Source organism: Wolbachia endosymbiont (group B) of Ischnura elegans, from assembly GCF_947251585.1.
Classification (GTDB): Bacteria; Pseudomonadota; Alphaproteobacteria; order Rickettsiales; family Anaplasmataceae; genus Wolbachia.
Genome location: NZ_OX366371.1, coordinates 609,454 through 623,384 on the forward strand (window position 1 = coordinate 609,454; position 13,931 = coordinate 623,384).

11 protein-coding genes are annotated in these 13,931 nt (G+C 35.4%); 6 read left to right on the plus strand and 5 right to left on the minus strand.

The window, feature by feature from the left end; all coding sequences use genetic code 11:
- Nucleotides 1–173: 173 nt before the first annotated feature.
- Both OPR58_RS03140 and OPR58_RS03145 read left to right on the plus strand, forming a co-directional pair.
- Entirely contained in the window at nt 174–896 is a 723-nt protein-coding gene (locus tag OPR58_RS03140; protein WP_265022983.1) for a Bax inhibitor-1/YccA family protein, read from the plus strand.
- Entirely contained in the window at nt 897–1,433 is a 537-nt protein-coding gene (locus OPR58_RS03145) for a cytochrome c oxidase assembly protein (RefSeq protein ID WP_010407017.1), read from the plus strand.
- 44 nt (nt 1,434–1,477) lie between these two features.
- Here OPR58_RS03145 and OPR58_RS03150 read toward each other — a convergent pair whose 3' ends face one another.
- Nucleotides 1,478–2,137, minus strand: a complete 660-nt coding sequence (locus OPR58_RS03150) for an ankyrin repeat domain-containing protein (protein ID WP_265023161.1) — start codon at nt 2,135–2,137, stop codon at nt 1,478–1,480.
- Between the two features lie 157 nt (nt 2,138–2,294).
- On the opposite strand from OPR58_RS03150, the gene OPR58_RS03155 reads away from it, so the two are divergent.
- A complete protein-coding gene (locus OPR58_RS03155; protein WP_265022984.1) occupies nt 2,295–3,272 on the plus strand; it encodes a quinone oxidoreductase family protein in 978 nt (325 codons plus the stop codon).
- Between the two features lie 151 nt (nt 3,273–3,423).
- The gene (tnpC, locus tag OPR58_RS03160) at nt 3,424–4,779 is read left to right on the plus strand and encodes an IS66 family transposase (protein WP_253309750.1); all 1,356 of its coding nucleotides are present in this window, start codon (nt 3,424–3,426) and stop codon (nt 4,777–4,779) included.
- 153 nt (nt 4,780–4,932) lie between these two features.
- Here tnpC (OPR58_RS03160) and tnpC (OPR58_RS03165) read toward each other — a convergent pair whose 3' ends face one another.
- Nucleotides 4,933–6,276 carry an IS66 family transposase gene (tnpC, locus tag OPR58_RS03165; RefSeq protein WP_265022247.1) on the minus strand — a complete coding sequence of 448 codons (1,344 nt, stop codon included), beginning with the start codon at nt 6,274–6,276 and terminating at the stop codon, nt 4,933–4,935.
- Nucleotides 6,277–6,469: 193 nt separating this feature from the next.
- Nucleotides 6,470–7,204, minus strand: a complete 735-nt coding sequence (locus OPR58_RS03170) for a leucine-rich repeat domain-containing protein (RefSeq protein ID WP_265022985.1) — start codon at nt 7,202–7,204, stop codon at nt 6,470–6,472.
- Between the two features lie 195 nt (nt 7,205–7,399).
- Between OPR58_RS03170 and gpmI the strand changes: the two genes are divergently transcribed.
- On the plus strand, nt 7,400–8,896 hold the full coding sequence (gpmI, locus tag OPR58_RS03175; RefSeq protein WP_265022986.1) for a 2,3-bisphosphoglycerate-independent phosphoglycerate mutase: 1,497 nt from the start codon (nt 7,400–7,402) through the stop codon (nt 8,894–8,896).
- Nucleotides 8,897–9,053: 157 nt separating this feature from the next.
- On the opposite strand, the gene tnpC (OPR58_RS03180) is transcribed toward gpmI, so the two are convergent.
- Together tnpC (OPR58_RS03180) and OPR58_RS03185 are read right to left on the minus strand one after the other, a co-directional pair.
- Nucleotides 9,054–10,397, minus strand: coding sequence for an IS66 family transposase (gene tnpC, locus OPR58_RS03180; protein ID WP_265022987.1), 1,344 nt, complete (start codon nt 10,395–10,397; stop codon nt 9,054–9,056).
- Between the two features lie 139 nt (nt 10,398–10,536).
- Nucleotides 10,537–11,436, minus strand: a complete 900-nt coding sequence (locus OPR58_RS03185) for a hypothetical protein (protein ID WP_265022988.1) — start codon at nt 11,434–11,436, stop codon at nt 10,537–10,539.
- Nucleotides 11,437–11,580: 144 nt separating this feature from the next.
- Here OPR58_RS03185 and recG point away from each other — a divergent pair, with 144 nt between their 5' ends.
- The gene (recG, locus tag OPR58_RS03190; protein ID WP_265022989.1) at nt 11,581–13,620 is read left to right on the plus strand and encodes an ATP-dependent DNA helicase RecG; all 2,040 of its coding nucleotides are present in this window, start codon (nt 11,581–11,583) and stop codon (nt 13,618–13,620) included.
- The last annotated feature ends 311 nt before the right edge of the window (nt 13,621–13,931 follow it).

Here is a 13,931-nt window from a genome sequence, read left to right on the forward strand (position 1 = left end):
TGCCAGAGGTTGTTATAATAGTTAAATGCTGCTGAAAACCGATTTGCTTATAGTTATGGAAGAAATTCTCTAATTGCATACCACACCATTCAATTGTAGTATGTCATTTTATACTTGATAAAAACGCTGTATTGTATTATAATATATCATCAAGAGATAATAAGGAGTTACATATGTCTTATACGAGAAATGAACAAGATATTCGCTCTCAAGGCGTTTATTATAGTACTGGGCTCAGGAGTTACCTGACTAAAGTATACAATTATATGGCTTTGGCTTTAGGTGTTACAGGGCTTGTTGCGTTTTTAACAGTGTTTTCTGGTCTTTCTCAAGTGATCTATTCTAATCCTGTTCTATCGCTTGTGGTAATGCTATCTCCAGTTGCATTGGTGTTTTATATGTCTTTTAGGCTTCAAAACCTAAGTGCTCAGTTGACACTTACTATATTTTTCTCGTTCTCAGTTTTAATGGGAATTTCTTTATCTCATATTTTTGTAGTTTACACTGCAGGAAATATAGCAAGAGCATTTTTCATCACATCGATCATGTTTGGTTCTATGGCTTTATATGGTAATACTACAAAAAAAGATCTTACCAGCATGGGTTCTTTTTTGATTATGGGAATCTGGGGGTTAATCATTGCATCTATAGTTAATCTGTTTCTTGGAAGCAGTCCTCTCTATTTTGCAATATCGTTTGTATCAGTGATAGTGTTTACTTTAATGACCGCATACGATGCTCAGAGAATCAAAGATGTTTATTATAGATATAATGATGGCTCAGAAGTTGCAACTACTAAGCTGGCAATACTTGGTGCAACTAATCTTTACTTTGACTTCATCAATATATTCCTCAATTTACTCAGGTTACTTAACTTGTTCAACAATAAGGATTAGATGATTTCCTTTTTAAGGGGAAACAATAAAAGTTCTATAGTTTTCCTCCTAATATCTTTAGTGGTATTGATGCTGTGTCTTGCATATGCTTCAGTACCGTTGTATAGCATCTTTTGTAAAGCTACTGGATATGGTGGCACAACGAGAAAAGTAACTAATGCAACAATAAATGCAACTGACCAAAAAATCAGGGTTCACCTTAATGCTGATATAATATCAGGTCTGCCTTGGGAATTTAAATCAGAAACTAACTACATCGATACAAATATAGGGCAACAAAGTTTAGTATTTTATTATGCAAAAAATTTATCTGATCAGCCTTCTTTTGGAATGGCAGTGTATAATGTCACACCTTTTAAAGCAGGTAAATATTTCAATAAAGTTGCATGCTTTTGTTTTGAAGAGCAAATGCTGCTACCAAAACAAAAAGCGGCTATGCCCGTATCCTTTTACGTAGACCCTGAGATAATGCGTGACAATAGTACAAAAGATTTAAGTGAAATAACACTATCATATACGTTTTTTAAGCTTAAATAACAAACCTTTTCCTATTGTAATCCGAACAAGGTTGTACGATACATCTATTGAATTGAGCAGGAGCTCTTATTTGCTTTTTGCACACTGACTACTTGTGTTTCAGTGTTCGTTGTTGCTAATTCCCATTCTTCACTATTTGCTTTGCAAGCATTCCAGTACTCAGTTAACTCTTTATTACTTTTTATAGAGACTGGCATTTCTATGTTGGGATTTTTTTCTAATGTATGCTTAATTAGAATCTCACAGCAATTTTTGCGTTCAATTGACTTATCCTTACAATATAATTCAGCAACACACTCTAAAGCAGTGTTTCCATTGTAGTTTTCATCTGGGCTATCATTCACTCCCGCTTTTATGAGAGCCTTTAATATGTCCGGAGAATGGGTCAAAACGCAGGCATGTAAGTATCCTTTTTTGTTTTGCACATCAGCCCCTGCTTTTATTAAAACTTGTGCTAGATTTGGTAAAGCGCAAGGTTTGTAATTAATAGCAATAGAAAAAAGACTATCTACTGGAAAGCCATCATAGTCTTTCAAATCAAATTTGTGATTAATATCAAAACCTTTTTCTTCCCAAGAAGTGTGTAAATCTTTATAATAGTTTTCTTTGCTTGAAGTTTGCATTCTACTTTCTAGCCTTTCTTTTATTTTTTCTATTACATTACTAATATCTAAATCGTGATCTTCATTCACTTTATACAACACATTACACAAAGCACTATAAAGCCAAGTTTCTCTATTCATTATAATTTATACCTTAAAACTATTAATATACACTTATGTAGTATATAAACTCTAAATAACATTTTGCAAAATATTAATTGTTAGATAACATAATCAAAGTTTTTATCTTACATTCATCATGGTTAGAGCTATACAAATAAAAAAACCTGGGGGACCAGAAGTATTAGAATTTGTAGATAAGAATATAGGTGAGCCAAAAGGCGAAGAAGTCTTAATACGTCATACAACTATCGGCTTAAATCGTTATGATTTAGAGCACAGAAAAGGTATACGCAAAATTAAAGATCTGCCATCAGTACTTGGAGTAGAGGCAGTAGGAGTTGTTGAAAAGCTTGGTAAAAAAATTAGTGATGGACTTAAGGTTGGAGATAGAGTTGGATATTGCACAGCTCCTCCAGGGGCATATTGTGAAAAGCGCATTGTACACCAGAAATATTTGATAAAAATTCCGAATGATATACCTGATGAAGTTGCTGCTGCAGTGTTGTTTAAAGGTATGACAGCTCACTATTTAGTTAATCAATCTTATAAAATCAGGCCTGGTGCTTTTGTACTAGTTCATGGAGCTAATGGTGGTTTAGGACAAATAATATGCCAATGGGCAAAGGATAAAAAAGGTGTAGTGATAGGTTCTATAAGCTCTGACGAAAAAATGAAGATAGCTTTACAAAGTGGCTGCACATACGCAATAAACTACAATGATAAAGACTTCGTTTCTAAAGTTATGGAGATTACGCAAAACAGAGGAGTAGGTGCGGTGTATGACCCTATAGGTTACGCTACAAGCAAGCTCTCTTTTGAATCTTTAGGTAAGTTTGGCATATATGTTTCCTATGGGCAGATATCAGGTAATGCTCCTATTAATTTCTCTTTACTTAGTTCGCGTTCGTTATTTGCAGCTGGAACCTCAATATACCATTATAAGCGTGATAGATTCACATTAGTGCTTACCACAATGGAAATCTTCGAGATGATAAGAAAAAAACTTTTAATTGTACGAATTAATAAAAAATATAAATTTGATGAAATAATAGAGGCTCATCGTGACATAGAAAATAGAAAAGTAAGTGGGCTAAATATTATCAAAGTTTCTTAAATAACTTAGTAACCTAAAATAATTATTCATTAAGTCATATCAACAAGAATTTCACATGGTTAATTTTCTGTAACCGTTCACGGAGATAAGGTGGTTTACAAAGTAAGTATAAAAGTGTAAAGAGATAGGAATCTAAATATGGAATGGGTAAATGACAACAGTGCTGCAAGAAAAGGTTGTAGCAGAAAACGCTAATCTCAAGGAAGAAATAAAAGCACTGATCAGAGAAAATGATAGCTTGAAAGCAAAAATAGTTGAATTAGAAGACAAATTGGGCTTAAATTCGCAAAATTCATCGCTGCCACCATCACGAGATATATATCGTAAGAAAGCAAAAAAGAAAAGTGATAAAAAACCAGGAGGTCAGCCAGGACATAAGGTGCATAAGCGTGAATTAATGGCTGCAGACGAGGTAGTGAGATGCACAATTGATACAATTTGTATGTGTGGAGGTAAGATTACTTTAGAAGATGAAATTATTCATCAGAAGGCAGAGTTGCCAGAAATTAAGCCAATTGTAACTGAGTACAGGTTGCAAAGAGGACATTGTAGAGTATGTAATAAAAGAATTACAGCAAATTTACCCGAAGGTGTTGCAAGAGATTTTCTAGGACCCAATGCTAAAACAGTTATAAGCAGCCTTAGCGGCTTTTTTATTAACTCAAAAAGAGAGGTACAGCAAATTTTGGGCAGTATTTTTAATCTAAATATAAGCCTTGGTTTAGTCTCAAATACTGAACGCAGGGTATCGAAGAAGTGTGCATCTGAATATGAGAAAATGAAGGAAGAGTTGCAAGGAAGCGAGTATTTGCATATAGACGAAACAGGGCACAGAAATCAAGGAAAGAGAGGCTGGAGTTGGGTAATAACAAACAAAGCGTTGACACTTCTGAAGGTAAGCGAGTCTCGTGGTAAGAAGGTGTTGAAGAGTTTACTGCCAGAATATGATGGTATAGTTGTGAGCGATAGATACGCTGTATACAATTACTTCAATCGTGAAAATAGACAGATATGTTGGGCACATCTGGCAAGAGATTTTGAGAGATTTGCCCATAGTAAAAATGTTGAAGTGAGCAAAATTGGCCAAGCACTAAAATCGCTCAGCAATAAGGTGTTTGTAGTAGATAAGGCAAAAAAACAAAATTTGATAGATAATTTGAGATTTTATCGACTGGTGCGAAAAATTCGGAAAAGGGTAAAACATTTTTTACGTAAAATGACGAGGGTTGCAAATAGCACTCAAGCTTCAAGAATGGCCGCTAAGATGTTACGATCTGAGGATATGATGTGGAAGTTTTTAAGAAAACCTGAAGTGATAGAAACAACTAATAACCTTGCAGAACGGCAAATTAGACGGTACGTAATTTATCGTAAAAACAGCTTTTTCACCTGGTCAGAACGTGGAGAAAGATTCGTGGAAAGAATGTTGTCGATATTTTTGACATCACGTCTAAATGGCCAGAACCCCTTTCAAAAGCTACAGAATCTAGTAGCTGTCACTGCTTAGTTCTTTAATTCATTCTCACAATCCGTGAACGGTTACAAATTAATGAGCTTAAATGAAAAATTGGATCCCAGTGTCAAGCACTGGGATGACACCATTTGTTACGCAAATTGTCACAATGTTCGTATAGCGTAACCGTTCACGGAATATTCCCAATTAGGCAGGAATAGCGACTAAATTCTGTAGTTTCTGGACAGGATTCTGATCATTCAAACGTGCAGTCAAAAATATCGAAAGCATTCTTTCAATGAACTTTTCTCCACGTTCTGACCAAGTGAAAAAACTATTTTTACGATAAATGACGTACCGTCTAGCCTGACGTTCTGCAAGGTTATTGGTTGTCTCGATCAGATCAGGATTGCGCACGAATCTCCACATCATATCTTCAGAACGTAGTATATTGGCAGCCATTCTCGAGGCCTGAGTTCCTTTTGCAACCCTTGTTATCTCTCGCAAAAAATGTTTCACCCTTTTTCGAATCTTCCTCATTAACCGGAAAAATCTTAAATTGTCTATCAGGTTTTGTTTACGTGCTCTATCTACCACAAATACCCTGTTGCTCAGCGATTTTAATGCTGCGCCAATTCTGCTCACTTCAACATTTTTACTGTAAAAAAACCTTTCAAAGTCCCTTGCTAAATGGGCCCAGCATATCTGTCTGTTTTCACGATTAAAGTAATTATACGCAGCATACCTATCGCTTATAACTATTCCATCATACTCTGGCAATAGCCCTTTTAATATCTTCTTTCCGCGAGATCCAACTAACTTCATAAGTGTTGCTGTTTTATTCGTTACTACCCAACTCCAACCTTTCTTTCCCTGGTTCCTATGGCTTGTTTCATCTATATGTAAATACTTGCTTTTCCGTAGCTCTTCTCTTATTTTTTCGTATTCAGATATACATTTTTCTGATACTCTACCCTCGGTCTTTGATACCAAACCTAGGCTTATATTCAGATTAAATATGCTGCTCAAAATTTGCTGTACTTCCCTTTTTGAATTGATAAAAAATCCACTAAAACTGCTAATTACTGCTTTTGCATTAGCTCCTAAAAGATCCCTTGTCACACCTTCAGGCAGACTAGCTGAGATCCTTTTCTTACACGCCTTACAGTAGCCTTTTTGTAGCCTATATTCAGTCACTATCGGTTTAATTTTTGGCAATTCAACCTTTTGATGCACAGTTTCTTCTTCTAAAATAACTTGGCTTCCACACATGCAAATTGTATCAATTGAACATTTTACCACCTCATCTGCTACCATCAATTCCCGCTTGTGCGCTTCATGTCCTGGCTGCCCGCCTGGTTTTTTATCGCTCTTCTTTTTTGTCTTTTTGCGATATACATCTTGCGATGGTGGCAGCGATGAATTTTTTGAATTTAAACCCAGCTTATCCTCTAGCTCAATTATTTTTGTCCTTAACTTATCATTCTCTGCTTTCAGAGTACCAACTTCTGACTCCAATACCACAATCTTTTCTTGTAGCACCTCTATCATCAACCCCTCATCTATCTAGTTTATTGTTTTTTATACTAATTATGCAATTTTTGTAAACTACTTTCTTATACCGTGAATGGACAAAGTTGATAAGCCTAAACGCCATCATGTCTTTAGGAGAGTCTGCTAATGAAGGCTCTTAAGTTGACGCCATTGCGTGAACGGTTACCTTAAACAGACAAAACGTGTGAAGTTATATAGGTTTAAAGCCTTTACTGTCAAAATGCAAAGATGTCTGCGCTTCACTTAGCTTGCTATCTGGCTCCTCTCCTATTTTTCTTTTATTACATTTCCTTTTTAATTGAGGAAGGACATTTTTTGGCAATGTTTCATCAATACTGCAATAATTGTAAATGAGCGAAGTAAGACGCACCAAATTTCCACTCGCCAAAGTCTGTATATCTCTGTAATTAATGCTGTTATCATATACTTTAAGTGTAATAAGATTTTTAAGATTTCCACTTGCTAAAGCCTCTGCACCTTCATTACTGATTTCATTCCATCCTAAACTCAGTAAAGTAAGCTTTTGAAGGTTTCCACTTGCTAAAGCTTTTGCCCCCCTATCGCCAATTTTATTATCATATAATTTAAGCTCAGTAAGACTTGTAAGATTTCCACTGGCTAAAGCCTCTACACCTTCATCACCAATTTCGTTTCCTCCTAAATCAAGCGAAGTAAGATTTATAAGATTCCCGCTTGCTAAAATCTTTGCACCTTCTGTACCAACATAACTGCAACTTAGATCAAGTGAAGTAAGATGAGAAAGCTGAGCTAATTCTTTTATAACCTCATAATTAATTTTTGAACATCGTAAAATAAGTCTTGTAATGTTTGTATTGCTTTTTAAAAAGTTTACTAATCTATCAACATTAATTATAGCACCTGATGTTGCTAAAGTATTATCCTTTACATATTGACTATAACTCATTTGACCTCACTATTAAAGCTATGCAAGTGTTTTAGTAAACACTTCAGCAACTGTCAATCACTTTAATAAAATATTTTATGAAAAACTTCATATACCATTGCCTCCAAGCAGCTTTTTCTATCTCTTATTTTAACACAAAAGTTGTAAGAAGAGTTTGTTTTTGGTACCATTGAGGGTTTCGATGTTAACTTTTATATGAACTTTAAATCAGTCGTTTTATGTATACTAGATGGCTGGGGTAATGGAATAGAAAATAGTAAATACAATGCTATTAGCAATTCAAATCCACCTTGTTGGCAACATATTAGCTCTAATTATCCAAAGTGCAGTTTATCTGCCTGTGGAACTGATGTTGGATTACCAGAAGGCCAAATAGGCAATTCAGAAGTTGGTCACATGAATATTGGTAGCGGTAGAGTGGTAATGCAAAGCCTTCAGCGTATTAATCAAGCAATCGAAACGATAGAAAATAATGCAAATCTACAGAATTTTATTAATGATCTAAAAAGTAAGAATGGCATATGCCATATAATGGGATTGATATCAGATGGCGGTGTTCATTCGCATCAAAAGCACATTTCAGCTTTAGCAAACAAGATATCACAGCGCGGAATTAAAGTTGTAATACACGCATTTTTAGATGGCAGAGACACACTGCTAAATTCAGGGAAAAGATGCATTCAAGAATTTACAGAAAGCATAAAGGAAAATGATATAAGAATCGCCACTGTCTCTGGGCGTTATTATGCTATGGACCGTGATAATAGGTGGGAAAGAACAATTGAAGCTTATGAAGCCATCGCATTTGCAAAGGCGCCTCGTTATGATGATGCAGTATCGCTTATTGATGAAAATTACCAAAATAATATAACCGATGAATTTATCAGGCCCGCAATAATAGGAGATTATCAAGGTATAAAACCAGAAGATGGATTGCTATTGGCTAACTTTCGTGCTGATCGAATGATACAATTGGCAAGTATTTGTCTTGGTAAAGCAGGCTATACTGAAGTGGCAAAATTCTCTTCAATTTTAAGTATGATGCAATATAAAGCGAACTTAAAAATCCCTTATCTCTTTCCTCCTGAATCTTTTGCCAACACTTTGGGACAGATAATAGAAGACAATAAATTACGGCAACTGCGCATTGCAGAAACTGAGAAATATGCGCATGTGACTTTCTTTTTTAATTGTGGAAGAGAAGAACCTTTTTCTGGTGAAGAAAGAATACTAATTCCTTCACCAAAAGTTAAAACTTATGATTTGCAGCCTAAAATGTCAGCCTTTGAGCTCACAGAAGAGCTTGTAAAAAAAATTCATTCTCAAGAATTTGCGCTGATAGTTGTAAACTACGCTAACCCTGATATGGTGGGACACACAGGTAATATAAAAGCAGCCGAGCAAGCTGTGCTCGCTGTAGATGATTGCCTTGCAAAAGTACTCAGCGTTGTCAAAGAAGTGGGTAATACTGCACTCATTGTTACAGCAGACCATGGTAATGTGGAATGTATGTTCGATGAAGAAAATAACACACCTCACACAGCGCACACTCTAAATAAAGTTCCATTTATTATATCTTGTGAAAATTTAAAACTGAGAGATGGAAAATTATCTGATATTGCTCCTACTATTTTACAGCTACTTGGACTCAAAAAGCCAAATGAAATGACAGGTAGTTCGTTGATTGTATAATTTTTCGTATTACTCTCTATTCACAACTGTTGTAGTTTGAGACACCGGAAGGGTGCTATTCAAACAGCCCATTGTCGTTTAGGTGTAACCGTTCACGGATTGTGAGAATGAATTAAAGAACTAAGCAGTGACGTAACCGTTCACGGAATATTCCCAATTAGGCAGGAATAGTGACTAAATTCTGTAGTTTCTGGACAGGATTCTGATCATTCAAACGTGCAGTCAAAAATATCGAAAGCATTCTTTCAATGAACTTTTCTCCACGTTCTGACCAAGTGAAAAAACTATTTTTACGATAAATGACGTACCGTCTAGCCTGACGTTCTGCAAGGTTATTGGTTGTCTCGATCAGATCAGGATTGCGCACGAATCTCCACATCATATCTTCAGAACGTAGTATATTGGCAGCCATTCTCGAGGCCTGAGTTCCTTTTGCAACCCTTGTTATCTCTCGCAAAAAATGTTTCACCCTTTTTCGAATCTTCCTCATTAACCGGAAAAATCTTAAATTGTCTATCAGGTTTTGTTTACGTGCTCTATCTACCACAAATACCCTGTTGCTCAGCGATTTTAATGCTGCGCCAATTCTGCTCACTTCAACATTTTTACTGTAAAAAAACCTTTCAAAGTCCCTTGCTAAATGGGCCCAGCATATCTGTCTGTTTTCACGATTAAAGTAATTATACGCAGCATACCTATCGCTTATAACTATTCCATCATACTCTGGCAATAGCCCTTTTAATATCTTCTTTCCGCGAGATCCAACTAACTTCATAAGTGTTGCTGTTTTATTCGTTACTACCCAACTCCAACCTTTCTTTCCCTGGTTCCTATGGCTTGTTTCATCTATATGTAAATACTTGCTTTTCCGTAGCTCTTCTCTTATTTTTTCGTATTCAGATATACATTTTTCTGATACTCTACCCTCGGTCTTTGATACCAAACCTAGGCTTATATTCAGATTAAATATGCTGCTCAAAATTTGCTGTACTTCCCTTTTTGAATTGATAAAAAATCCACTAAAACTGCTAATTACTGCTTTTGCATTAGCTCCTAAAAGATCCCTTGTCACACCTTCAGGCAGACTAGCTGAGATCCTTTTCTTACACGCCTTACAGTAGCCTTTTTGTAGCCTATATTCAGTCACTATCGGTTTAATTTTTGGCAATTCAACCTTTTGATGCACAGTTTCTTCTTCTAAAATAACTTGGCTTCCACACATGCAAATTGTATCAATTGAACATTTTACCACCTCATCTGCTACCATCAATTCCCGCTTGTGCGCTTCATGTCCTGGCTGCCCGCCTGGTTTTTTATCGCTCTTCTTTTTTGTCTTTTTGCGATATACATCTTGCGATGGTGGCAGCGATGAATTTTTTGAATTTAAACCCAGCTTATCCTCTAGCTCAATTATTTTTGTCCTTAACTTATCATTCTCTGCTTTCAGAGTACCAACTTCTGACTCCAATACCACAATCTTTTCTTGTAGCACCTCTATCATCAACCCCTCATCTATCTAGTTTATTGTTTTTTATACTAATTATGCAATTTTTGTAAACTACTTTCTTATACCGTGAATGGACAAAGTTGATAAGCCTAAACGCCATCATGTCTTTAGGAGAGTCTGCTAATGAAGGCTCTTAAGTTGACGCCATTGCGTGAACGGTTACCTTGAACCCTAACTTCTCGCAGAATTTATAGAAATATTCTTTAATAATATCAAATAAACTTATGCCATCAGTTTTATAATCTCTCAATTTTCGAGGTACAGTAAGTGACAATTTGCCATCTTGATATACTACATCATCTTTCCCATCTTGATACTGAAGTGTGAATTTGATTGAACTTTGTATAGTAGCTATAGCTGCATCTTTTGAGTTTTCATATTCCTTTGTCTTGTTAGAGTCTAATACAGATATAGACGTTTTAGATTCAATTTTTGTATAACTTGATTCAGTGCAATTAATATTTATTGTTTTCTTGAGAACCCCAGTTACGAGGTTGTGGCTTGCCAACGCAGGTGTATCAACATGAAAAGATAAATTACCATCATAACCAAGTTGGTTACAACTGGTGATTAACTCTTCCAAAATAGGATCACTTGGAACTTTTGCTGCAGCATATTTGAACATTTCCCTGAAAACTTCTTTTGCAATTAGGCGATAATTATTGTTTTTATCTCCTTTTTTTGGTAATAGATGAGTGTACCCTTTACCTAGATTGTAAAACCTTTCAAACTCCTCTTTATATTGGTCGGTTTTTTTATTGCCAGGTATCTCTTGCTTTTTATAATGTCTATCCCAAACTTCATCAAAATTATGTTGATCTACTCCATCTATCAATGCACCAATTAAAATTTCGTCTAGACTTTTGCTGTTAATAACAAACCTCATTCTTCGAAAATCGTCATACATCTGTTTTCCAGTAGTTGCTAACTTGTTGTTTTTGTCAGCTCTTAACCTGCTAAAATCAAACTTTTCTGCCTGAGCTTTTAGTGTAACGACTGGATTTCCCTTTTTTTCCTGTATAGAGTTGTTCATTGTTAATACTTTGATATGAATTGCTGATAGTATAATAATACATAAAAATAGTTAATATGTCAATAATATACTTAACATAGACAGTCATAATAGGGTGACAGGATTTTAGTAAGGCTCTATTATGAATAAACGGTTTTACACAGTATGAATGTTGATGAGCAGTCAAGTGTGCTGACTTTTCTAAATAGTAAAATTGAGAATATACCAAGGTTTCATTCCGCAATATTGCCTAAACTTTGCGGTGGAGACAGAGTAATGGACTTGCTGTTTTATAGGCCGCTCAGTTATGTGGATAGAAGTAAATCACTACCTGATGCTCAAGTGGGAGAATTTATAACTTTTATGGCAAAAGTGTATGAGCACCAGCGCCCCACTGTTAGAGGTAGGCCATATAAAATAATCGTTGAAAGTGAAAGTCAGTATTTATTTATAGTTTTTTTTAATTACTCAGTTAAATATTTGTATAAATTATTTCCAGTTGGAACAGATATAGTAATCAGTGGTAAACTTGAAAAGTTTGCCGAACATTGGCAAATTACTCACCCAGATTACATGTTGTCTGATATCAATCTATTTAAAGAAATAGCCTGCATAGAGCCAGTTTACCAATTATGTCGCGGTATTACTAACAAGAGCATTAGAAACATAATAAGTTCTAATCTAAAAGATTTGCCTGATTTGCCAGAGTGGATAGATGAAACATTAATCAAGCAAAAGAAATGGCTGAATTGGAAAGAAAGCATCATAAGATTGCACAGACCGAGCTCACTCGTAGAAGCAGAAGTTTGCAGAGAAAGACTTGCTTATGATGAACTATTTGCGTATCAGCTGGCGCTAAAACTTGCGAGGGAAAATCATGTGAAAAAAGGAGGAAGGGAATTTGTAATATTGAATAAATACAAAGAGCAGGTCTTAAATGAATTACCGTTCCAATTAACAAATGATCAAATTCGAGCGATAGATGAAATCTCAGAAAGACAAAAATCCAGATACCGCATGGTAAGTCTGCTGCAAGGTGACGTTGGGAGTGGCAAAACTGTAGTTGCACTCTTTGCGATGCTGAATGTGGCAGAAAATAACATGCAAGCAGCTCTAATGGCACCAACTACTATCTTGGCTGAGCAACATTATAATTGGATCGAAGAAGCTCTATCTTGTACTGATATAAAAGTTGCTTTGCTTACCGGTAAAACTGCGCGCAAGGAAAGAAAGATTATTATGAACGAACTTGCAAGTGGTATTTTAAATATAGTAATTGGTACTCATGCATTATTTCAAGCCAACGTTACATTTAAAAATTTAGGACTCGCAGTCATAGACGAACAACAGCGATTTGGAGTGATACAGAGGAATCGGTTGGTAGGAAAAGGAGAAAATACCGATATACTTTTTGTTACTGCAACTCCCATTCCAAGAACCTTGCAGCAAGCTATGTATGGTGATGTTGAATGTTCTATTTTAAGGGAAAAACCAAAATCTAGATTGCCAATAAAAACCGTTATTATGAACGTTAAAAAAGTATCAGATATTATTCAAAAACTGAAAGATGCTATAAATAGAGGCGAAAAAGCATATTGGATTTGTCCATATATAGAAGAAAATGAAGAACTCAATGTTGCCGCAGCAGAAATACGCTTTCAGGAGTTACAAAAGACATTTTTTGATAGAGTTGGAATAATACACGGAAAACTAACTCAAGATCAGAAAGATCAAGTCATGTTTTCCTTCAAGAGAAATGAATTTTCTCTGCTTGTTGCAACCACTGTGATAGAAGTTGGCATAGATGTACCAGATGCAACTATTATGATTATAGAGAATGCAGAACAGTTTGGGTTATCGCAATTACATCAGTTGAGAGGTAGAGTAGGACGAGGAAATAAACCGTCTTTTTGTGTACTGTTATATGACAATCTCAGTAAAAGTTCGTATTCAAAGTTAAAGATTATGTGTGAGTCACAAGATGGATTTTATATTGCTGAAAAGGATATGATGCTGAGGGGTAGCGGAGATATTCTAGGCACAAAACAATCAGGGTGCATGGAGTTTAAATTTGCTGATTTATATGAGGACAGAGAATTGCTCAACCTTGCATATAATAGTGCAAAAGGTACAATAGCTAATTTTGAATTACTGCTTGATATATTTGAATATAGAAGTAGACTACATTTTTCAAAATTTCAGTAATCTTCCAAGCAATAACCTTCATGAGTAGAAATTCCTTGACAGACGGGAGTATTTAAAAAACCATACGCGTCAAGTTAAGGAAAAATAAGAGTGAAGAAGAAGTTTTTACCATAAGAATAAATTGTGCAGAGTTAATAGCAGGCCCTGTAAACAAAATGTTAGCAGGTCAAATTAATCAAGGGCAGGAAGTATAAAAATGGAAAAAAAGCGGTAACTTAGCCTAATGACAATAAATATATATATAGAAGGTACCGTTTTAAAGAGCACAAAAGGAATACACAGTAAAAGCGAGAAGAAGTTGAGAATATGTA

What these genes read in the sequence shown, in the direction of transcription:
- OPR58_RS03140 (WP_265022983.1), top strand. Translation starts at nt 174, where the DNA reads ATGTCTTATACGAGAAATGAACAAGATATTCGCTCTCAAGGCGTTTAT.
- OPR58_RS03145 (WP_010407017.1), top strand. Translation starts at nt 897, where the DNA reads ATGATTTCCTTTTTAAGGGGAAACAATAAAAGTTCTATAGTTTTCCTC.
- OPR58_RS03155 (WP_265022984.1), top strand. Translation starts at nt 2,295, where the DNA reads ATGGTTAGAGCTATACAAATAAAAAAACCTGGGGGACCAGAAGTATTA.
- tnpC (WP_253309750.1), top strand. Translation starts at nt 3,424, where the DNA reads ATGACAACAGTGCTGCAAGAAAAGGTTGTAGCAGAAAACGCTAATCTC.
- tnpC (WP_265022247.1), bottom strand. Translation starts at nt 6,276, where the DNA reads ATGATAGAGGTGCTACAAGAAAAGATTGTGGTATTGGAGTCAGAAGTT.
- OPR58_RS03170 (WP_265022985.1), bottom strand. Translation starts at nt 7,204, where the DNA reads ATGAGTTATAGTCAATATGTAAAGGATAATACTTTAGCAACATCAGGT.
- gpmI (WP_265022986.1), top strand. Translation starts at nt 7,400, where the DNA reads ATGAACTTTAAATCAGTCGTTTTATGTATACTAGATGGCTGGGGTAAT.
- tnpC (WP_265022987.1), bottom strand. Translation starts at nt 10,397, where the DNA reads ATGATAGAGGTGCTACAAGAAAAGATTGTGGTATTGGAGTCAGAAGTT.
- OPR58_RS03185 (WP_265022988.1), bottom strand. Translation starts at nt 11,436, where the DNA reads ATGAACAACTCTATACAGGAAAAAAAGGGAAATCCAGTCGTTACACTA.
- recG (WP_265022989.1), top strand. Translation starts at nt 11,581, where the DNA reads ATGAATGTTGATGAGCAGTCAAGTGTGCTGACTTTTCTAAATAGTAAA.